Below are 19,405 nucleotides of genomic sequence, written 5' to 3' on the forward strand. Positions count from 1 at the left end.
TAGTACGATGCTAAGCTTTTCGAGGCTAAAACATCGTCTATTAAGATATTAACTCAATAAGGAAAAATCTTTTTCTGATGATGACCAACAGTGATAATTGGCAGTTAATCGGCTCTTTTTTGCGCCAAAAGCGAGAGATGATAGATCCTGAATTAGTTGGAATTGTTCGCTCATCGCGCAGTCGCACACCAGGATTAAGACGCGAAGATGTTGCCGCTTTGGCACAAATTAGTACGGTTTGGTATAGCAAGATAGAAAGGGGCAAAGCCAAAGGCGTTTCTAAAAGTGTGCTAAAAACACTAGCGGACGTGCTAAAGCTTAATCTTCAAGAGTTTGAATACCTGCTCTCACTAAGCGAGGACTCCGAGTCCATTGCGCTTGAGCCTTGTCGAATTCTCTCAGAGCAAAGCCAATTGTTGCTTGAGCAAGTTAATCCATTGCCCGCGTTAATGATGAATGACTATTTTGATATCCTTGGCGTGAATCAAGCGTTTACCTTGTTTTGTGGCATCAATCTTAATGAGTTGGCGCTCGATGAGCGCAACTATATTTATTTAGCCATCACCAATGCCAAATGGCAGCAGTTTTTACCCGCAGATGATGAGCCCGCTTTAGTAGAACACCTTGAGCGAATGGCTGGGTTAATGCGTAGTCGTTGGATGAACCGACGCAACGATCCTATTTTTAATAAGCGCATCGAAACGTTTAAGCAGTGCTCGGCTATCTTTGCTAAAGCTTGGGATACGCAGAAAGTACAATCATTTGATCACTTGGATTATCAGCGTCGCCATGCACATTTAGGGTTAATGGCTTTGACTAAACAAGTTTGGTGGAATCATAGTGAGCTGGCAAGCGCTCGGTTTAATGTGTTTTATCCACAAACGAGCGACGATATGCAGCGTTTAACGACGCTATTTCATAGCCATATTGAGGAGTAAGTGATGGCGTTTAAGTTTTTAAAATTCTCTCAAGCGAGCAAAGACTGGGCGCGGTTAATTTTAAGCCTCATTTTTACGCTATTAAGCTTGGTCTTTCCAAGCGATAGACAAACTCAGCTCGGGCTTGCATTGTTTTTCTCCTGTATCGCGCTTATCAGTGTGATTCAACTGATAGTCCAGCAGCGTCGGCGCGTTCGTGGCAAAACCAATCAATCTGAGCGTTAACTGACTTTTCGTTTGAAAATAATATAGGCAATACTGGTTGTGACCAGACAGATAATCAGCATTGCCCAAAGGTGCGGTGCGATAACACTGAGCGATGCCCCTTTGAGATAGACCATCTTGGTAATATCGGTGAAATGTAATACCGGGTTAACCCAGACAATGGTTTGCAGCCACTGCGGCATATTCTCAACTGGCGCGACATAGCCTGAGAGTAAAATAGCTGGCATTAAAAACACGAAGACGCCGATAAATGCCTGTTGCTGTGTGCGACAAAATGCTGAGATAAATAGCCCAACCCCAATGAGTGATAAGCCATACAAAATCATAGCCCCATAAAAAAGCACCAATGAGCCGTGAAACGGGATCTGGTAGCCAAATACAGAGCTTAAAAATACGATTGTGGCTTGTAATATTGCCACGATAATTGCCGGAATCGCTTTGCCTAAAAAAATTTCAGCGGTGCTCAGCGGTGAGACCAATAGCTGCTCTAAGGTGCCTTGTTCTCGCTCACGAGCCACCGACAAAGAAGTGACAATCATTACACCAATGGTGGTAATCAAGGCAATTAGCGATGGCACAATAAACCATTTGTAATAAAGGTTAGGGTTGTACCAGTTGCGATAAACGAGTGATGAGAGCTCATCTTGGCCGGTTTTTTCTTGATTAAAGCGCGCTACGACTTGCTCAACATAACTGCCCGCAATCTGGGCACTGTTGGAATTGCGCCCATCGAGTAAGATTTGCACATCGACGCTCTGTCCTGCTGCGACTTTGTGTGAAAAATCATCAGGAATGCGCACCGCTAGCAGTACTTTTTGATTATCTAACAATTGCCTAAGTTGCGTCTGTGAGTGAACCATCTTGACTTGAGCAAATGAGCTGGCGTGGCGCAGCCGCTCAATCAGCTGCGTTGAACTATGGCCACTGTCTTGATTGAAAACGGCCATGTTAACGTGAGTCACATCTAAGGTCGCTGCAAATGGGAAGACCAAGACCTGTAAAACCACTGGCAAAATTAAAATATTGCGGGTCTGGCGCTCACGTAATAGTGACTGCAGTTCTTTGATAATGAGCGTGAGTAGCCGATAAAACATTATCTATCCTCCAGTCGCGCTGCGGTTTTCCAGTATGTCAGGCCGATGAAGATGACCGATGCGCCAATCAGATAAAGGCTGTTTATCCAGATGAGGGTTCCAAGGTTTCCAGCTAAGAAGATCGTTTTTAAAATGCTGACAAAATAACGTGCCGGAACAATGTAACTGGCAAGTTGAATGACCGCTGGCATGCTGTCGATTTCAAAAACAAATCCTGAGAGCATAATGGCGGGCAAAAAAGCGGCATTCAATGCGATCATCGCGGCGTTAAACTGATTTTTTGTCAGCGTTGAAATCAGCAACCCAATACCCATGCTGCTGGTTAAAAATAAGAGAGTTGTAAGCGTAAGCAACCATAATGAGCCGCGAAATGGCACATCCATAAAACCTACCGCCACAACCACACACAACCCCATCGCGATAAGCCCTAGAACATAATAGGGCAGCAATTTACTCAGCAGTAGCTCGGCTCTGGTTAAGCGCGTGGCCAACAACGCCTCCATGGTGCCACTTTCCCATTCCCGTGCGATAACCAACGAGGTAAGAATCGTCCCAATGACCGTCATAATAATACTGATGGCTCCGGGAATAATAAAATGACGGCTAATGGCAGCTGGGTTAAACCAGACTCGCTCGCTTGCAGAAATAAGAGCGTTAACACTTTGGCCTTTGGCACTCTCTTGCTGGCTTTGCCAAATTTGCCAGATACTTTGCACATAACTTTGGACAAATCGGGCCGTGTTTGGGTCGCTCCCATCGGTAATAATTTGTAGCGATGGCGTTTGCCCGGCAATGACTTTTCGATCAAAGTCGGGACCGATGACGACAATGCCGCGCAGACTCCCTTTTTGCATCATTGCTTTCAGTGGCGCGCGATGTTCGCTAATGCTCAGCTGAATATAAGGGGAGTTATGAAAGGTGGTTAACAGGTTTTGACTGGCTTGGCCCTGCGACTGGCTGACCACCCCGATATGCAATCGTCCGGTATCAAGATTAATGCCGTAGCCAAAAATAAAGAGCAGCAAAATCGGAATGACGATGGCTATCAGAGCGTTACTCGGATCTCGAATAATTTGGTAACTCTCTTTGCGGCACATGGCTTTGAGACGACGCATCGATATTTGCATTAAGCGTCCTCCGTTTGCGCTTCAATCAAGCGGATAAAAGCCTCTTCCATGGTTAAATCACTCTCATCGGCTTGCATAACTTGGGCTTTGAGTTGGTCGGGGTGATCGACGGCAATGAGACGGCCTTGATAAACTAAGCCAATGCGATCGCAATACTCGGCTTCATCCATAAAGTGAGTGGTGACCATCACCGTTACGCCTTTTTCAACCATGCCGTTGATATGTAGCCAGAATTCACGGCGGGTGAGGGGATCAACGCCCGAGGTCGGTTCATCTAAAAATAGAATATCCGGCTGGTGCATCAGCGCACAAGACAATGCCAGCCGCTGTTTAAAACCAAGCGGCAGTGATTCCGGCGTTTGTTTTAAAATCGATTGAAACTGGAAGGTGTCAATCATTTCATCCATTCTTTGGCGCTGTAATTTGCCATGCAGTCCATATGCGCCCGAGAAAAACTGTAAATTTTGTAAGACCGTTAAATTAGAGTAGAGCGAAAATTTTTGGGCCATGTAGCCTAAGCGTTGGCGCACTTTGCCTGGGCTGCGTTTAAGATCCATTCCCAGAACTTTCGCTTGCCCAGATGAGACCGGTAATAAACCACACATCATGCGAAAGGTTGTCGATTTACCTGCGCCATTAGGTCCGAGCAGACCAAATATTTCGCCGCGTTTTACGGCAAAATTGACGTGGTCGGTGGCGATAAAATCGCCAAATCGACGCGTTAAATTGACCGCTTCAATAGCATTGCTATGGTCGTTTTCTATTTGCGGTAGAATGTCAGCCAGCGCTGAATGGCGATTTTCTTGACCGCCTAATTTGTCAATAAAGGCATCTTCAAAGCGGGCGCTGGTGGGGTTAATCGCTTGTTGGCTAAGATTTAAGTGCTCGGTGAGTAGCGTTCGAACATCCGGTGCGTTGGTAATGGTGCGGATCTGTTTGCCTTGCAGCACGGCATCGCGGACATCATTAAGCGCTAAAACTTTGGTTAATCTTTGGCGAGGATGCGCCCCACCATCGATTAAAAAGCTGCGCCCTTGCATGGTGGCGGTTAGTTTTTGCGGTGCACCTTCATAGATAAGCTCGCCTTCATTCATCAATAACACTCGTTGACACTGCTCTGCTTCATCAAGATACGATGTGCTCCAGATGATCAACATGCCATCGTCAGCGAGATCGTGCACCATTTTCCAAAGCTCGCGCCGAGAGATGGGGTCAACACCCACGCCGGGCTCGTCTAATAGTAGAACTTTGGGCTGGCCAACCAGAGTGCAAGCCAGCCCTAGTTTTTGCTTCATTCCGCCAGATAAATTGCCTGCAGCACGCGAGCTAAAGCGCGCCAAATCGGTAAAGTCGAGCAATTTTTGGCGAGTGCTCGGCCAAGTTTTAAGATCCACTCCGCGAAGATCAGCGTATAAATCTAAATTCTCTTGAACACTTAAGTCGGTATACAGGCCAAATTTTTGCGGCATATAGCCCAGTTGTTGATGCAAAGCCGCTGATTGTTTTAAAGGGCTTAAGCCTGCGACTTGAAGCTCTCCTTCACTGGGGAGCATAAGCCCTGCTATCATCCGCAACAGTGTCGTTTTGCCTGCGCCATCAGGTCCGATAAGACCTGTAACATAACCTGACTCAATGGTGAGATTAAGCGCGGCTAAAGCAGGTTTTGTCATCTGCTCAAAGCGTTTGACGACGTTTTTAAGCACCACCTCAGTCGCAGCCATAGTTCGCCTATTTTTCAAAGTGTACAGTCACTGGCATTCCTTGGCGTAATTGTGGCGTTGGGTCGTCCACAATGATGCGTAAGCGATAAACCAGCGAGGTGCGAAGCTGCTCGGTCTGAACCGTTTTCGGTGTGAATTCAGCCGTTGGAGAAACAAAGCCAATATGGCCATGAAATGCTTGCTTGGTGCTATCTGTGGTGATTGTGACTTGGCGGCCGTTTTGCGCCATCGCCAGATGGGGTTCATCAATATACGCTTTAATCCACAATGGATGGCTAAGCGCCAGCGTAAACACCGTTGTGCCTGCGTTTAACATTGCGCCTGGTTGGTGAGCCCTGACTAAAATGGTTCCATCTGCGGGCGCTTTAAGTTGGGTATCACTTAAATCTAGCTGTGCTTTGGCAACGCTGGCTTGGGTTTGTTCAAACTGAGCCTTGGCTTGTTCAATCTGTTGTGGACGGTTGCCTTGTTGATACTGCGAGAGCTGTTGTTGGGCCGCTAACAAGTCAGCTTGTGCCTGATCGCGTTTATCTTTAGCTGCATCCAGTTGTTCTTGCGCAATGGCTTTTTTTCGCCGCAGAGCGCGGTAGCGTTCATAGGAGCGCTGCGCATATTGATAGGCCGAACTTAGTTGTTTGACCTGTTCACGAGCACGGGCAATTTCTTCGCTGCGATAACCGGCTTTGAGCAGATCTAAATTTGCTTTTGCGGCATCAGATTGCGCTTTTGCCTGCGCTAAGGCGATTTGATAGGGCTGCGGGTCTATTTCGCCAATGACTTGGCCTTGTTGCACTTTGTCCCCCTCATCGACATTCAGGGATTTAAGTCTGCCGCCAACGCGAAAACTTAATGCAGTGGTGCGAATATCGACATTGCCATAGAGCGTCACAGGTTGCTGTTTGCTCTGTTCTTGCTGGTAGTAATAGTAGCCGCCACCACCAATGATGATGAGCAATATAATTGCAATCAATATGCCTTTACGCATAACCGACTCCCATGAACAAGGACTGTTTTCACTATATTAAATTCAAATTTAAATTTAAAGTTATTTTTGATAAATTAGTAAACAATTATATGTTGATGACTCTGATTTAAGCCAGTGCATCAGTTGCTACCAGGCACAGAATGGATTTAGTGCAGAGTTAACATGAGGAAAATGGTCATGGCGTTGCAACGAAGAAGGCGCCCCGATGGGGACAAAACTCGCGATCAGATTATTGAAGCCGCCGGCGAACTATTCGCTCAGTATGGTTATCAAGGAACAACCAGCAAGGCGATTTGTCAGAGCTGTGGTGTGAATCTGGCTTCAGTTAATTACCATTTTGGCTCGCGTCAGGGGCTCTATGAAGTGATTCTAAAACAGGTACACGAGTCGTTAATGGGGCTTGAGCACTTAGAGGCGTTAATTGACAGCAAGCTTGCTCCTGAGCAGAAATTTCGCACCTTTATTAGCGAACTTATTCCGGCCATTGTGGGGGCAAAAAACTGGCAGTTACGGATTTGGGCGCGCGAGATTGCCGCGCCTTCTGAATTTTTGCCCAACGTGATGAATGAACAGATCTTGCCAAAATTTACTCGCTTAAGTGCGCTCATTTCGCAGCTCACAGGACTAAGCGCCGATGATCCAAGGCTGCTTCCATCTGTTTTTAATGTGATTTCGCCCTGTTTGATGATGCTTATCGCTAATCGTGAGCAGCAGATGCCGCTGTCCGATATTTTTAACTATCCCTCAGAGCAGCTGGTGGATTATCTACAACGATTTTTATTAGCTGGACTTAAAGCTTTGGCCGATAGTAACAGTGGCGGGTGGGGCGCAACTGCTTAAAACTTATTATTTAAGCGAGAATTGAATTATTCTTATCATCGAAGTCTTTTCCTTAGATTTTTATTGGTATAGTATTTTTGATTGTTTGAAACTATCAATCTGTGCACAATGACATTATCAAACGATATTAAGCGGCCTATCTTTAGATATTGCTGCGCAGAGATCTGCTGATGACTCATCTTTGTGATCCACGCTATCGTGCCAACGGGAAATGATATGAACTTGCGAGATTTAGAGTATTTGGTTGCACTTCAAGAGGTGAAGCACTTTCGTAAAGCTGCTGAAAAGTGTTTTGTCAGCCAACCAACCTTAAGTGGGCAGATCTCAAAACTTGAAGAAGAGTTGGGGTTGTTGCTTATCGAGCGGACCTCACGCAAAGTAATTTTTACCCACGCAGGCGAAGATATTGCTGCTAAAGCCCGGCTGATTTTAATGGAAGTCAAAGGGCTTAAAGATATCGCAAAGAACTATCAGGCTCCGCTTTCAGGACCGTTGCACATTGGTTTAATCCCAACAGTTGCGCCTTATGTCCTGCCTAAAATTGTGCCGCAGGTGCGCGAGCGCTTTCCCAATCTGGAACTGTTTCTTTATGAAGAACAGACCAAAGATCTGATTAAAGGGCTTGAAGAGGGCGAGTTAGATTGTCTGATCCTCGCACTGCTGCCCGATATGGAACGATTTGGCCATATCGATCTTTATCGTGAACCATTTTTATTGGCTCTGCCCAAAGATCATCCTTGGCGTGAGCGTGAGCGCATCGTATTAGAAGATCTGAAAGGTCATCGCGTATTAATGCTAGAAGATGGGCACTGTTTGCGCGACCAAGCGCTGGGGTATTGCTTTACTGCAGGGGCGAAAGAAGATACCAGTTTTAAAGCAACCAGCTTAGAAACACTGCGTCATATGGTCGCTGCTGATTGCGGCATCACTTTATTGCCAGAGCTTGCCGTTCCTAAAGCTGATGAAGATACTGAACTTGTCTATAAACGCTTTAATGACCCGCAGCCTGGCCGAATTATCAGCTTAGTTTATCGTATGCACTCGGTGCGTCGTCCGTGTTTTAACGAGTTGGCTAAATTGGTGCAAAATCAGATTCATTTTTGATCCGGCGTTAGATTTTGAATGAGGGCTAAGCTGTGAAATTTAAGCTAATCCAAGATTCACCGGATGTTCATGAATTTATGCAGCTTCGCAGTGATGTCGGCTGGGTGAACCCAGCGCCAGAGATTGTGCAAAAGAGCCTAGAACATTCAGTTTTTCAAGTTTGTGTTTATGCCGATAAGACATTAGTTGGTTTTGGCCGAATTGTCGGTGATGGGGCGATGTATTTTTATCTGCAAGATATTGTGGTTGCGCCAAACTGTCAAAACCAAGGTGTGGGTAAAATTATCATAGGCGCGCTCGAGGCATTTATTAAAGATGCCGCTAAAAGTGGTGCGACAGTGGCGTTATTAGCAGCTTTTGGTAAAGAGAATTTCTATCACCAATTTGGCTACAATAAGCGAGACGGAAAACCGCTAGGCTTTGGCATGTGCAAATTTATTAAGTGATGTTTGAATTTAAAAAATCCTCACAAAGTTTTCTATATTGCTTCACTTTTAAAATCAGCTCGGGGATATCATGTTCTAATATTGCCCCCCAATCGGATAGCAGCGTTGACTGGCTTAACATCGATGTATCAGCACTACCATTTTTAATGCTTTTTGCTATTTTTTCAATTTCGGCTGATTCGTAGCCTAAAATATCATAATGATCTGATTTGATACTATATTTACTTGATGCCTTCGCGAGTTCTTTAGCAAGAACTTCTCCGATATTTATAATTTCTTGCTTATCCATCATTAACTTAATGAAAATAGAAAAACATATAATGACATGAGCGTCTCTTTTAGAAAAGAATGAGCTAAAACGGGCGACAGCCTCTGGGAAAGTGGGGGTGAAAGAGATAGGTTCTTCTTGCAAGCGCGAAAACCAAATGTTTGGTTTGCCCAAGGTATTTTTTATGTACTGACTTTATAATCTGTTCTTTTCAATTAAATAGTTTTCAACATCAATTAGATACATAGCAACTAACGTATAGTAACTTTCAGCGCCCGATAAGTTCGGGTATTCATCCATGAATTGTTTTATCCGCTCAATAAAAATTGGAACCGCCTTTAGATGTTGGGCATTTAGGCAACCCATCATATTATTAACGTGACAAACCAATGGATAAACTACAGAGTTTCTGCGATATGCAAACTTTGGCAAAAACTCTTCGGTGTTTAACTTGCATTGTTTGGCTTTTATTTCTTCTAATCGATTCATAATATTAGGTGAATTAGCTCTTTTTAAGATATATGACATTGCATTAAAGTATGAGCATCGATAGACATTGCTTATCTTCGATGCCTTAATCACTATCTTCATGGCAAACTAAAATGCCATGCATTGTGAATTGCTCTTAATTGATTATATGTTAATCATCTTGCACGTATATATCGTAAAAGAACTCTTTAAATGAGCGATATAAAGGTTGTGAGAAACGAACGATATTCTCTCTTTGCTTACAGCCTTCTTCTGCTAATGGGATGATTTGCTCGTGATCAAACCAAATAACCGCAAAATCATTGCCTTCACTAGTCGGATTTTGCATGTCTAAACAGATGGGCCCCCACCCATCTCCCCATTGCGCAAACGGAATATAGCCTGATTTTACTAATGGGTTCCATGCTTCAATTAAATCTTTTAATTGAGCAAGAGGTCGATCTGATGGGCAACAAGGCATCATGACTAGCTGACCATCGTACTTGTTGCTAAAGACTTGATCGAGTAATTGATAGTAAGCTTTAAAGTAAAGTGCAAAATATGGTGGAAATTTAAACCCATATTGCTCTTCGATTTCCGTCAACTCTTCATCTGAGACATTACTTTTGATTGGTTTCCCAAAGAACCCAGCCATCTTCATTTACTGGCCCGTCTCTCATCTCAATCGGAACCGCTCCACTAACGCTCATGCAATAGTAGTTATCGGTATACTTCTTTATATATCTTCTTATTTCTTCGAGCATTTCACTATCCCATGAATGCTTAATTCAACGTTTAGGTGATAAATAATGGTCAATTGCTCAATGTATTAGCTATTTTTTAATCGCTTTAGCATAACAAACATTCCTATCTCATACCGGTCGGTTTTATAAGGTATTTCATCAACTATTTCAAATTGATATCGCTGATAGAATCGTTGGGCTTGAACGTTGTTTTTTAACACATCTAGCCACACGTATTTGCTAGCAAGCTCAGATGCAAGTTTCATGACATAGTCCATGAGTGCCGAACCAAGATGATTGCCAATACAGTTCTTTTTTAGATAGATTTTTTGCAATTCAATACATGCTTTGCCCATGCCATTTAGTTCTGAGTCTATATTTAATTTGGCAAAACCAACCAACGTATTGTCTCTAAATGCTAAAAGATAACGATGATTTGCTGGCGAATTGATACATGATGCAATTGCACTATCTGTAAAATCAGTATTTAAAAAACTATCAATGTCATGCCAAATATCGGCAAAGTGTTCTTTATATGTGTTACGGCCTAAAATTGATATAGTTGAAACATCATTTAATGTCGCTTCTCTTATATTGAATTTTGTTTCCAAATTTATTTATGCCTCATCACTTTGCTAGTCAACGTAAGTTATCGTTGTGCTTTGTTAGCCATTTATATACTCACCATAATTTATGGGTCTTAGATATTCATTTAACTTGATAGCTAGTTCTTTAATTAACGAGTCTCCATTTTTACAAAGAGATAGAATATAAACACCTGAATTGTCATCCCATCCCCAGTAAAATTTTGTACTTTTCAGTTTAAATTCACCTATGACTTCACTGATAAAGTATGAAGGTTCTTCCGTTATAAGAGCACCAAACTCACGACACATTATTTCTTGTAGGACGGTAAAAAAGCTCATTGTTTCATTTGATATCTCATAACGAATATGAGAGTCATCTGACTGAACAATGTGCCCTTTTAGTGGTTTCCTTTTTGGCATAATGCCTCTCGTTTGCGGATGAGTTGATGTGAGAAAAATTTTACGATAACTCTATATTGCATTTGCTTGGTCTATCTTTCGAGCCCATTCGCTGAAACGGTTTATTCATGATTTCTTCGTGTTTTTAACAGTACCAAAATATTAATCTAGTAGAATTTTTATCGCAGCAATTTTCGATGACTTCCATTGCGCTGCATATAGCCTCGTAATCAACGCTAAGTTTGTTCTTAGTTAAATGATTTTCGATGATTGCCTTAAACTCTGAAAATAGTAGCCAACTTGTTGATTCGAACTCTGGATCAAGTATCCAATCAGCATCTGTTCGACTGCTATGGTATATTTTAGAACCATATTGTTTTACCCAGTTATTAGCCAACTGTTTAGTACAATATTTATCGCCAATACACTTCGCAATTTCTTCTTCTTCAGCAATATAGACGAATGCTCTTTCAAAGAATGAAACACTATATTTCTTTGGCACACCGCGTAACTCACCAAGCATCCGCAAATCGTCGATAAGCTCAGTGTTGCGCTCTGGGTGAAATTCCCCAAATCCTATCCAGTTTTCATCTGCTGAGCGCCTATATTCTACGAAGTAACGTACATCTATTCCCATAACGATTCTCTAGCTGGCATTATTCCCATTTTAGTTGTGAGCAACGCTGTACAAAAGTGATTACTTGCAATCAGGGTATTACTTCATCGCAAACTAAAGTCGCCATGTATTGCGCTTTAGTTAAATTGTTTGTGTACTTTTATCTCGCGGAATTTCCTAATCTACTGAGATATTTTTATATTGCTTGTAGACAACTTTTATCGTTATTTTCGTTTTTTCCCAGGTTTTTTGTAAACCTTATATTGCGGATATCTGTCGATTTTTATTTTTATTGAGTCAAGTAAAGCATGGAGCTTTGTATTAACTTCGCTCTCGCTATTAACGTCAATCGTATGGCCATTTGATTGGCAAATCTTCAAGTCGTAAAAGCCATGCCCCATTGTACTTTTATACATTTCTCGAACGCGGGCTGCATCTTGGCTGTTGTAAACTCTCGGTACGCAATGGTTGACCTTGTACATTTCGAACAATTGGTTTAGAGCGTCAATTTCTTCATTTAAATCCATATGCAATTCGCTAGTTAAGTTGCTGTATACGCTCGAGTCGATTTGAACTAAAGCTCGTCATGCTTTTGTGGCTCGCTTTAAGGGCTTTGTTATGAGTATATTGACTTAAATACAAAAGCCACAGATATTCTGCTATAACTTGCCTGATATTTTCTATATCAGTTTTCCAAGATGTTTTCATTGCTTTAGCAATATCATCACAAATAAGTGACCTAAAAGAATACCAGATGCTATTTACATCTATTGCGATTTCTGGTTAGCGGCAACCTCAATCATTGAAGGGACAGCTCTTTTTTTTCACCATTTCGAAATGATGAATTTTACAATATGCACTGCCAGAGATAGCACCTCTATTACAGTGGCTCGTCTTACATTGAACTTCTTTTCTCTCATCGCCGAGATTTTCATAAAAATCCCTATCGATTTTGTTTTGGGCTTCATCATCTGATAATGCTTTAAACCCCGAATACGGCAAGAATGAATCATTCTCGAAATAATATAAAAATGATTCAAAAAGTAGAGCATCACTCAGCTCGCCATCTAAATGTTGAGCAAATGAATAGATACTTTCTATTGTCCTCGTGTCGAGCGTAGAGATTAGTCCATTTTCTTTTGCAATTATCGGCTCATCATCTTCATCAACTTCGGTGATATCTAATGAGTCATCATCTATTATCATTGCACGAGTTTCAAAACTCCATTTTTCACCTTCAGGCAGATACAACCAACCATCTTCTAATTGGCTATTTGCCCTTTTTAAAATGCTAATTAAACTCTCCATACAATCCTTAGTCCCTAAAATTTTACGCATTACCTATGCAGCCCCATAAACAACTGTATATCATGCGTGCATGATATCTATCTTTTCCCAACCGTTGATAATTTTCTTTAACTGTTCAAATTTTATGATTGTCATTTAGTTGGATGGTTTTGGCTTTTGTTCCAATCTTCAGGATGAGTCAGAAGTGTTTTATTCGCGCTAGTTTTTGCACGAATATCTTGCGGGTTATACAGCGCGCAGGATTCTAAAGACAGGCATCCGCAGCCGATGCAACTTCCTAAGTTATTTTGTAATGCTTTTAATTGTGCCATTCGATGCTCAAGCATAGCTTGCCATGTCGATGCCATTTGCATCCATTGCTCTTTGTTGGGGGCTTGGTGCTTGGGTAATACCGACAATGAGTTGGCAATATCTTCTAAGCTCAGTCCAACTGTTTGTGCCGCTTTTATTACGGCAATCCGGCGCAGTATGCTGCGATGATAGCGGCGCTGATTTCCTTGATTTCGCCAGCTATAAATAAGGCCTTTTTGCTCATAAAAGTGCAATGTTGATACTTTTACTCCAGCCCTTTGTGCAACTTCACCGATGCTCATTTCCATTGTTTGGCCCCCTTCGAACCAGCGTGTTAGTTACATTAATTAAAAAATTACTTTACCTCAAGTTAACTTTAGGTTTTAGGGTGAGAGATACGTTATCGCACAGGAAGTAAAAAATGGAACTTAACGAAAAAACACCCGCTGGGAGCTATTTAGTCGGCCGGTTTTTTGATGGTATATCCTCAGGACTTTTTATGATGGCCCTACCTTGGGTGATGTTATCAACACCGAATATGGGCGTATTTGTCTCTTTAGTAGCGTTGGTGTGTACGGTGATTTCTTTTGTTTTAACACCTGTGCTTTCCACTGTGATTGACCGATATTCGCGTAAAAACATTTTGATTCTTGTTCAGCTCTCTCAAGCTGCAACCGCCGCTGTTGTGGCCAGTGTTTATGGATTAGGATTTTCATCAAATTGGTTGTTGGCTGCGGCTCAATTAATCTTTTGGGTTTCTGGTAATGTGGCTTGGGCAACGAATCATGCTTTTACCCAAGAGAATTTTTATCCGCATGAATATGCCTCTATTTCAGGTAAACAAGAGGTGACCATGCAAGCGACTACGTTAGGTGCCGGCGCCCTTGGAGTAGCATTGTTGCAGCGCTGGGGGATGTTTGAGTTTTCCATCTTTGCAGCAATGGCTTCAGCTATGTCGGTCATTTGCTATTTTTTCACCCCCTATCGGCGCCAGTTACGTCATTCTCTTTCACTCTCATTTATCCAACTCATGACGCAAAGCCGGATAATATTTACTCGTCAGCCGCATTTTTATCTGTTTTTGATGTTATCGGCTTTATGCTATCCGATACTGACATTTCTCGAACAGCTGGTTCCCATTTGGTTTTCTCAAACCGGGATCTCTGGGGGTTGGTTTGCCGCTTATAACATCGCCTTTGCGCTGGGGTCGTTAATCACCGGAGTCTTCATCAGTCGGTTATTAACGATTGGGCCGTATCCACTGATTATGATTGCTGCTATGGCTTTCGCCGCTATGATGTTAGTGGGGATGAGTCTTTCAACGTCATTGCCATTGTTGATGATGTTTACGTTTTGTTTTGGTTTTTTTAATGCGTTAAATCGTATTGCTCGTGTAAACCTGATGCATCACAGTATTCATATTGACCAACGAGGTCGGGCCGATGGCGGATTAAAAATGTTCTCAACGTTTGCACAAAGTATCAGTTATGTCGTTATCGCTTTATTAAGCCACTTCGGCATTGCTCATTTTGGTTTCTTTATTGCCGCGGGGGTTCTGGTGTTGTCAGTATTGATGATGATGCGCCTTCATAAACGGCCAAATCTTGTGGTTAGTGCATCATCGTAATTGCCACATTGGCGGCATATATTTTCGGGGCTTGGTCGCGGCATTTGAAAACCACCCGATGAATAGCAACGCTTGTTTAAGCTTGGGTTTAATTTAGCAAAAGCGTTGAGCGATAAGCGAAGCTTAAATTTAGCTTATAGCGCAAAAAGAAAAGCAAATGGAAAACCATCGCTTTTCTTTATTTGCCCAAACTGGTTGGCTAGGAGTGAGGCCAAAGGATAAATGTTTAGGCTCTTGGTTTGCCTTTTGGAAAGTCGATGGGCATCTGCTCTGGTCGGTTACATGTGCTTTTAACTTCCACAAAACATTTTTCTTGGGCCGCTTTGGTAATTGCAGTGCACACTTCAAGAACATGAAAACCCATTTCAGCACTTAAGCGCGGTGCTCGACCTTCTTGCAGAGCATAGGCCATATCGATTAAGCCAATTCCACGACTATTTTGGGCGTGGCTGGTTTCTGTAAATGGATGGTGCAGCTCGACTGATTCCCAATTCATATCAACTTCTGGTCGAGGTAGATAGACAAAGCGTGATGACTCGGTAGTCTTTAGCCAGAGTGGACCGCCAAAGATATTAGGCCCCTCTAATGGGTCTAAATCAGGCAGACAGATGGTTCCTTTTGTTCCATAAAATTCCATTCTAGGTAACTGCGAGTCCCAGATGTCCCAGCTAATCAGAAATGTCACAATGCTTCCGCTTTCAAACTCTAGCAACGCCGTGACATAGGTTGGAGCTTCAACATCGATAACTGTTCCTTTCATTGGCTCGCTGTGTACTAGCCGTTGTTGGTAAGTTTTTTTAGCAAGGCCCGTGACCCGCGCAACAGGGCCCAGTGTTGCGATAAGTGCAGCTAAATAATAAGGGCCTAAATCAGGCAGTGGGCCAACGCCTTCACCATAATAGAACACTGGGCTGGCATGAAACCATTCCAAACCGGGGAAAACTGCGCTCGCAACTCCGCCTGTTATCTCACCAATTTTGCCCGAATCGATTAGCTCAATGGCTTCTTGTAAACGGCCACCCAAAATTGTGTCAGGAGCACAGCCGACAGTTAAGCCATTCGCTTTGGCTAAGTCGAGAATTTCTTGGCCATCTTCAAGGGTAGTGGCGATGGTTTTTTCGCTATATACATGTTTGCCTGCTTTAAGCGCAGTTAACGTTACCGTTGCATGCGCCGCTGGCGGGGTGAGGTTTAAAACGATATCAACCGATGGGTCTTTGACTAGCTCATCTACGGATGAATAAGTCGCTGCAATCGAATACTGGCGAGCTTTTTGTTTAGCTCGTTCGGTATTCATATCCGCTACGGCAACTAAGCGCACAATATCGTCGTATCGCGAAAGATTGCCTAGATAGGCATTGCTGATATCGCCAGTCCCGACGACACCAATTCCGAGTGGTTTAATGTGCATGTTATGTTCCTTTGTTTGTCTGCTATTGAACTCAGGCTAAAAAATTAGTTTTCGACCCTAGTACGAAATTCATTCTCGATGGCATCAAGGCTTTTGCCGCGGGTTTCTGGAAGAACTTTCCAGACAAATAGAGCAGCAAAAATGTTAATGGCAGCGAAGATCCAAAATACCGAACGGCCACCGATGCTGTTCAGTAGTGGCAGAACGACCAGTGAGATCCCAAAATTGACGACCCAGATGATTGCAGTTGCGAGCCCATTGCCAAGACCGCGTAAATGTCCGGGGAATATTTCGGCTAAAATGGTCCAGGTCATTGCACCTACAAATCCCTGATTGATAATTAAAAATAACGCCATTAAGGCAATCAAAACCCACGAGATAAGAACCGATGGGTTGGATGGGTCAATCAAACCATACACCCAACCAATCGCCGCCATAGTAATCGCGACGCCTGTTGTTCCTATGCCAAGCACGAGCCGGCGCGGCGCTCTATCCATCAGTCCAAATCCCAGACCGACGGCAGCCACAGTGCCTAACAACACAATGGGAACGGAAGCTAAGAGTGCATTCTGAGCGCTGAGCCCTACCGTTGTGAGCAGTGTTGGCGTGAAATACATCACGGCATTGATGCCGGTAAACTGATTAATCAGCGCGATAATGACGCCGACAAATAAAACTCGCTGCAGCCATTTTTCTCTAAATAAATCTGAAAGTTGCCCCTGTTTACCAGATTCAGATTCAAGCGCCATCATGGCTTGTTCTTTGGCGATAAACTGCTCGGTTTGTTCTGCAGTACTAGTTTTAAGTAAGGCTTTGCGCGCCTTGTCATTTTGATTGTGCCGTACATACCAGTTCGGTGTATCGCCGATAAAACAGACGGCGATCATCACCAGTACAGCTGGAATGGCTGCAAGAATGAACATTAGCCGCCATGACGCAAACGGGGAGACGCACGCATTGGCAACGACCGCAATCAGCTGGCCGACATTGATCATAACGGCATTGCTGGCAATTAATCGGCCTCGCGATGCAGCTGGCGCAATTTCACTGAGATAGATAGGCACAACCGTTGATGTTATTCCAAGGCCGCAGCCTAAAATAAAGCGCGAAATGACGAGCCAATTAAAGTTTGGTGCCACCACTGAAGCTACGGCGCCAACTAAAAATAAAAAGGCACCGACTCTAAGAATATTGCGCCGGCCTGTTTTATCAGCCAGTTGTCCGCCAAAAAATGCGGTGATTGCTGCGCCAAGTAATAGCACTGATGTGACTAACCCTTGGTCCCAACTGGTTAACCCGCCGCTGTGAAATCCCAAATCGACACTCAAATAGATAAGTGCTCCGGATAACACGCTGGTGTCATATCCAAATAATAAACCTGCCAGTGAGCCTAAAACCCCGGCCCAGAGCAATGTGCGATATCGTGATTTTGCTAATATTGGATCGCTCGTTGTCAGTTGTATCCCTGACACTGAAATGCTCATTCTCTCTACTCTCCACTCATGGCTTGTGCTAGTGCAAAAGCGCTGATTAATTCGAACAGTTGTTGCTAATAAAATTTAACTAGTTGTTTTTTCTTTTATTTTTAATGTTTAAACACAATGGCTCGGTATTTTCGGTTCCTTATTTGGGGGCTTTTTGGTTATAGAATTTATCTAGAACCAAATGCTCCATCTTCTCGAGTGGAACACCTTTGGTTTCTGGGACATAACGCCATGCAAACATTAATGTGAGCAGCGCAAGAACACCAAAGACAATCAGCGGGAAACCACCATGAAAGAGTGAGATTAATAATTTACTTTTGTTAAGCATGGGGAAGAGCTGCGCAATGATGAAAATAGTTATCCACATCGCACTAATGGCAATACTTGTTCCTACTGAGCGTAAATAGTTCGGGAAAATCTCACTGACCAGTGTCCACACAACCTGACCCCAAGTGGCGCCAAAGGTGTACATGAACACAAATAAACCGATGACACAGGCAAGCCCTGTGACGTTGTAATAGAAGGCAATAAAGGTGTAGACCATCCCAATGCAGGCAAATAAAGAGCCCCATAAAATCAGTTTGCGCCGGCCTAATTTGTCGGTGATGGCCATCCCGGTGACCACGCCAACAAATTGCGCAACAGCCAGCCAAGAGGACTTGAACATAGCTTCGTCAATATTGCTGGAGATATTGAGTAATAACGATGGGCCATAATATTGAATAGCATTGATGCCGGTTGCCATACTACAAACCGCAAGACCAACGCCAATCATCAAAAAAACGAATGTTTTTTTGTCGTACACAACTTTTTGATAGGTTGGCCCTGCGGCAAACGAGCCTTTAATGGTTTCCAGCAGTGATTGGGCATGTTCACGATTGGAGATGTGGGTGAGCGTTTTTAAAGCCTGATCATATCGGCCTTTCATAACACACCATCTGGGGGATTCTGGGATAAACCAGATCAGAATGACAAATGCAGCACATGGGATTAAGGCCATGGCCATCATATAGCGCCAGCCTGATTGTTCTAGCTGTTCTGCGCTCATGCCTCGGGCAATAAAATAATTCACAAATTGCACAATGGCCTGCGCCCCAACGCAGCAAAACATATTCAGAGCGCCAACTTGTCCTCGATAAGCTGAAGGTGCCATTTCGGCAAGATAGGTTGGGGTAACAACCGATGCGACACCTATACATAAGCCGCCGAGCATGCGAAAGGTGACAAACATGGTAAAGTTGACCGACCATGCGGTTGCAGCGACAGAAACAACAAACAAAATGGCAGTGATTGCCAGTGTGTATTTTCGCCCGATTTTATCGCTCAAGGGGCCTGCTACAAAACAACCGATAATGCAGCCAATAATGACGTTAGAGACCGCCCAACCGGTTTCGGCAGGGGTTAATTGGTAATGGTGACTTAGCGGTTCAATCGCTCCAGAGATGACCGATGAGTCGTAACCAAAAAGGAATCCACCTAGCGCTGCAACACTACAACACAGCATGACGTACACCATATTGTATCGAAATTTATCCATATTTCTTGGTCCGCGATATAGAGGAATTTTTAATGAAATTAATTTTTCATTAAAATAAAATAAGGAATAAATATTCTTTTAATATATGGATTTTATCAGTGATAATCATCACAATTTGGCAATAGCATAATTTGTATTGCTTAAAAATTATCTCTTTAGTTCGATAGTTTTTATTTTTAGAATAAA

21 protein-coding genes are annotated in these 19,405 nt (G+C 43.2%); 6 read left to right on the forward strand and 15 right to left on the reverse strand.

Going from position 1 to position 19,405, the window contains the following annotated elements; all coding sequences use genetic code 11:
• The first annotated feature begins 77 nt into the window (after positions 1-77).
• Both ABTQ23_RS02045 and ABTQ23_RS02050 read left to right on the forward strand, forming a co-directional pair.
• Positions 78-938, forward strand: coding sequence for a helix-turn-helix domain-containing protein (locus tag ABTQ23_RS02045; RefSeq protein ID WP_408613952.1), 861 nt, complete (start codon positions 78-80; stop codon positions 936-938).
• A gap of 3 nt (positions 939-941) precedes the next feature.
• On the forward strand, positions 942-1,163 hold the full coding sequence (locus tag ABTQ23_RS02050) for a hypothetical protein (protein ID WP_408613953.1): 222 nt from the start codon (positions 942-944) through the stop codon (positions 1,161-1,163).
• Here the strand turns inward: ABTQ23_RS02050 and ABTQ23_RS02055 are convergent.
• The 4 genes from ABTQ23_RS02055 to hlyD are packed head-to-tail and all read right to left on the reverse strand — an operon-like array spanning position 1,160 to position 6,090.
• Positions 1,160-2,257, reverse strand: a complete 1,098-nt coding sequence (locus tag ABTQ23_RS02055; protein WP_408613954.1) for an ABC transporter permease — start codon at positions 2,255-2,257, stop codon at positions 1,160-1,162. The two genes, ABTQ23_RS02050 and ABTQ23_RS02055, sit on opposite strands and share 4 nt — an antisense overlap.
• Entirely contained in the window at positions 2,257-3,384 is a 1,128-nt protein-coding gene (locus tag ABTQ23_RS02060) for an ABC transporter permease (RefSeq protein WP_408613955.1), read from the reverse strand. Before ABTQ23_RS02060 ends, ABTQ23_RS02055 begins: the two co-directional genes overlap by 1 nt.
• Complete coding sequence (locus ABTQ23_RS02065; protein WP_408613956.1) at positions 3,384-5,105, reverse strand: ATP-binding cassette domain-containing protein; 1,722 nt, start codon at positions 5,103-5,105, stop codon at positions 3,384-3,386. The genes ABTQ23_RS02060 and ABTQ23_RS02065 overlap by 1 nt, the downstream gene beginning before the upstream one ends.
• 7 nt (positions 5,106-5,112) lie before the next feature.
• Positions 5,113-6,090, reverse strand: a complete 978-nt coding sequence (hlyD, locus tag ABTQ23_RS02070) for a secretion protein HlyD (protein ID WP_408613957.1) — start codon at positions 6,088-6,090, stop codon at positions 5,113-5,115.
• 177 nt (positions 6,091-6,267) lie between these two features.
• On the opposite strand from hlyD, the gene ABTQ23_RS02075 reads away from it, so the two are divergent.
• From ABTQ23_RS02075 to ABTQ23_RS02085, 3 genes are all read left to right on the forward strand, one after another.
• Positions 6,268-6,930 carry a TetR/AcrR family transcriptional regulator gene (locus tag ABTQ23_RS02075; protein ID WP_408613958.1) on the forward strand — a complete coding sequence of 221 codons (663 nt, stop codon included), beginning with the start codon at positions 6,268-6,270 and terminating at the stop codon, positions 6,928-6,930.
• 216 nt (positions 6,931-7,146) lie between these two features.
• Positions 7,147-8,034, forward strand: a complete 888-nt coding sequence (oxyR, locus tag ABTQ23_RS02080) for a DNA-binding transcriptional regulator OxyR (RefSeq protein ID WP_408613959.1) — start codon at positions 7,147-7,149, stop codon at positions 8,032-8,034.
• A gap of 32 nt (positions 8,035-8,066) precedes the next feature.
• A complete protein-coding gene (locus tag ABTQ23_RS02085) occupies positions 8,067-8,480 on the forward strand; it encodes a GNAT family N-acetyltransferase (protein ID WP_408613960.1) in 414 nt (137 codons plus the stop codon).
• Here ABTQ23_RS02085 and ABTQ23_RS02090 read toward each other — a convergent pair.
• The 8 genes from ABTQ23_RS02090 to soxR all read right to left on the reverse strand — a co-directional run bounded on the left by ABTQ23_RS02090 (position 8,473) and on the right by soxR (position 13,468).
• Entirely contained in the window at positions 8,473-8,892 is a 420-nt protein-coding gene (locus tag ABTQ23_RS02090) for a hypothetical protein (protein ID WP_408613961.1), read from the reverse strand. The two genes, ABTQ23_RS02085 and ABTQ23_RS02090, sit on opposite strands and share 8 nt — an antisense overlap.
• Before the next feature lie 496 nt (positions 8,893-9,388).
• Positions 9,389-9,871, reverse strand: coding sequence for an SMI1/KNR4 family protein (locus ABTQ23_RS02095; RefSeq protein ID WP_408613962.1), 483 nt, complete (start codon positions 9,869-9,871; stop codon positions 9,389-9,391).
• Between the two features lie 174 nt (positions 9,872-10,045).
• Entirely contained in the window at positions 10,046-10,570 is a 525-nt protein-coding gene (locus ABTQ23_RS02100) for a GNAT family N-acetyltransferase (RefSeq protein WP_408613963.1), read from the reverse strand.
• A gap of 54 nt (positions 10,571-10,624) precedes the next feature.
• Positions 10,625-10,966 carry a hypothetical protein gene (locus ABTQ23_RS02105; protein WP_408613964.1) on the reverse strand — a complete coding sequence of 114 codons (342 nt, stop codon included), beginning with the start codon at positions 10,964-10,966 and terminating at the stop codon, positions 10,625-10,627.
• A gap of 124 nt (positions 10,967-11,090) precedes the next feature.
• A complete protein-coding gene (locus tag ABTQ23_RS02110; RefSeq protein ID WP_408613966.1) occupies positions 11,091-11,582 on the reverse strand; it encodes a hypothetical protein in 492 nt (163 codons plus the stop codon).
• A gap of 203 nt (positions 11,583-11,785) precedes the next feature.
• Positions 11,786-12,088, reverse strand: coding sequence for a hypothetical protein (locus ABTQ23_RS02115; RefSeq protein WP_408613967.1), 303 nt, complete (start codon positions 12,086-12,088; stop codon positions 11,786-11,788).
• Between the two features lie 268 nt (positions 12,089-12,356).
• The gene (locus ABTQ23_RS02120) at positions 12,357-12,899 is read right to left on the reverse strand and encodes a DUF7716 domain-containing protein (protein ID WP_408613968.1); all 543 of its coding nucleotides are present in this window, start codon (positions 12,897-12,899) and stop codon (positions 12,357-12,359) included.
• Between the two features lie 101 nt (positions 12,900-13,000).
• Complete coding sequence (gene soxR / locus ABTQ23_RS02125) at positions 13,001-13,468, reverse strand: redox-sensitive transcriptional activator SoxR (protein WP_408613969.1); 468 nt, start codon at positions 13,466-13,468, stop codon at positions 13,001-13,003.
• 113 nt (positions 13,469-13,581) lie between these two features.
• Between soxR and ABTQ23_RS02130 the strand changes: the two genes are divergently transcribed.
• Positions 13,582-14,787, forward strand: coding sequence for an MFS transporter (locus ABTQ23_RS02130; RefSeq protein WP_408613971.1), 1,206 nt, complete (start codon positions 13,582-13,584; stop codon positions 14,785-14,787).
• A 226-nt stretch (positions 14,788-15,013) separates the two neighbouring features.
• Here the strand turns inward: ABTQ23_RS02130 and ABTQ23_RS02135 are convergent, their stop codons facing one another.
• The 3 genes from ABTQ23_RS02135 to ABTQ23_RS02145 form a co-directional block, all read right to left on the reverse strand.
• Positions 15,014-16,198, reverse strand: coding sequence for a Gfo/Idh/MocA family protein (locus ABTQ23_RS02135; RefSeq protein WP_408613972.1), 1,185 nt, complete (start codon positions 16,196-16,198; stop codon positions 15,014-15,016).
• Between the two features lie 44 nt (positions 16,199-16,242).
• The gene (locus tag ABTQ23_RS02140; protein WP_408613973.1) at positions 16,243-17,682 is read right to left on the reverse strand and encodes a sugar porter family MFS transporter; all 1,440 of its coding nucleotides are present in this window, start codon (positions 17,680-17,682) and stop codon (positions 16,243-16,245) included.
• 139 nt (positions 17,683-17,821) lie between these two features.
• A complete protein-coding gene (locus tag ABTQ23_RS02145; RefSeq protein ID WP_408613974.1) occupies positions 17,822-19,219 on the reverse strand; it encodes a sugar porter family MFS transporter in 1,398 nt (465 codons plus the stop codon).
• Between the last annotated feature and the right edge of the window lie 186 nt (positions 19,220-19,405).

Origin of the sequence: Celerinatantimonas sediminis, assembly GCF_046054195.1 — a bacterium.
In the GTDB taxonomy this organism is placed as follows: domain Bacteria; phylum Pseudomonadota; class Gammaproteobacteria; order Enterobacterales; family Celerinatantimonadaceae; genus Celerinatantimonas.

What these genes read in the sequence shown, in the direction of transcription:
- ABTQ23_RS02045 (WP_408613952.1), top strand. Translation starts at nt 78, where the DNA reads ATGATGACCAACAGTGATAATTGGCAGTTAATCGGCTCTTTTTTGCGC.
- ABTQ23_RS02050 (WP_408613953.1), top strand. Translation starts at nt 942, where the DNA reads ATGGCGTTTAAGTTTTTAAAATTCTCTCAAGCGAGCAAAGACTGGGCG.
- ABTQ23_RS02055 (WP_408613954.1), bottom strand. Translation starts at nt 2,257, where the DNA reads ATGTTTTATCGGCTACTCACGCTCATTATCAAAGAACTGCAGTCACTA.
- ABTQ23_RS02060 (WP_408613955.1), bottom strand. Translation starts at nt 3,384, where the DNA reads ATGCAAATATCGATGCGTCGTCTCAAAGCCATGTGCCGCAAAGAGAGT.
- ABTQ23_RS02065 (WP_408613956.1), bottom strand. Translation starts at nt 5,105, where the DNA reads ATGGCTGCGACTGAGGTGGTGCTTAAAAACGTCGTCAAACGCTTTGAG.
- hlyD (WP_408613957.1), bottom strand. Translation starts at nt 6,090, where the DNA reads ATGCGTAAAGGCATATTGATTGCAATTATATTGCTCATCATCATTGGT.
- ABTQ23_RS02075 (WP_408613958.1), top strand. Translation starts at nt 6,268, where the DNA reads ATGGCGTTGCAACGAAGAAGGCGCCCCGATGGGGACAAAACTCGCGAT.
- oxyR (WP_408613959.1), top strand. Translation starts at nt 7,147, where the DNA reads ATGAACTTGCGAGATTTAGAGTATTTGGTTGCACTTCAAGAGGTGAAG.
- ABTQ23_RS02095 (WP_408613962.1), bottom strand. Translation starts at nt 9,871, where the DNA reads ATGGCTGGGTTCTTTGGGAAACCAATCAAAAGTAATGTCTCAGATGAA.
- ABTQ23_RS02105 (WP_408613964.1), bottom strand. Translation starts at nt 10,966, where the DNA reads ATGCCAAAAAGGAAACCACTAAAAGGGCACATTGTTCAGTCAGATGAC.
- ABTQ23_RS02110 (WP_408613966.1), bottom strand. Translation starts at nt 11,582, where the DNA reads ATGGGAATAGATGTACGTTACTTCGTAGAATATAGGCGCTCAGCAGAT.
- ABTQ23_RS02115 (WP_408613967.1), bottom strand. Translation starts at nt 12,088, where the DNA reads ATGGATTTAAATGAAGAAATTGACGCTCTAAACCAATTGTTCGAAATG.
- ABTQ23_RS02120 (WP_408613968.1), bottom strand. Translation starts at nt 12,899, where the DNA reads ATGCGTAAAATTTTAGGGACTAAGGATTGTATGGAGAGTTTAATTAGC.
- soxR (WP_408613969.1), bottom strand. Translation starts at nt 13,468, where the DNA reads ATGGAAATGAGCATCGGTGAAGTTGCACAAAGGGCTGGAGTAAAAGTA.
- ABTQ23_RS02130 (WP_408613971.1), top strand. Translation starts at nt 13,582, where the DNA reads ATGGAACTTAACGAAAAAACACCCGCTGGGAGCTATTTAGTCGGCCGG.
- ABTQ23_RS02135 (WP_408613972.1), bottom strand. Translation starts at nt 16,198, where the DNA reads ATGCACATTAAACCACTCGGAATTGGTGTCGTCGGGACTGGCGATATC.
- ABTQ23_RS02140 (WP_408613973.1), bottom strand. Translation starts at nt 17,682, where the DNA reads ATGAGCATTTCAGTGTCAGGGATACAACTGACAACGAGCGATCCAATA.
- ABTQ23_RS02145 (WP_408613974.1), bottom strand. Translation starts at nt 19,219, where the DNA reads ATGGATAAATTTCGATACAATATGGTGTACGTCATGCTGTGTTGTAGT.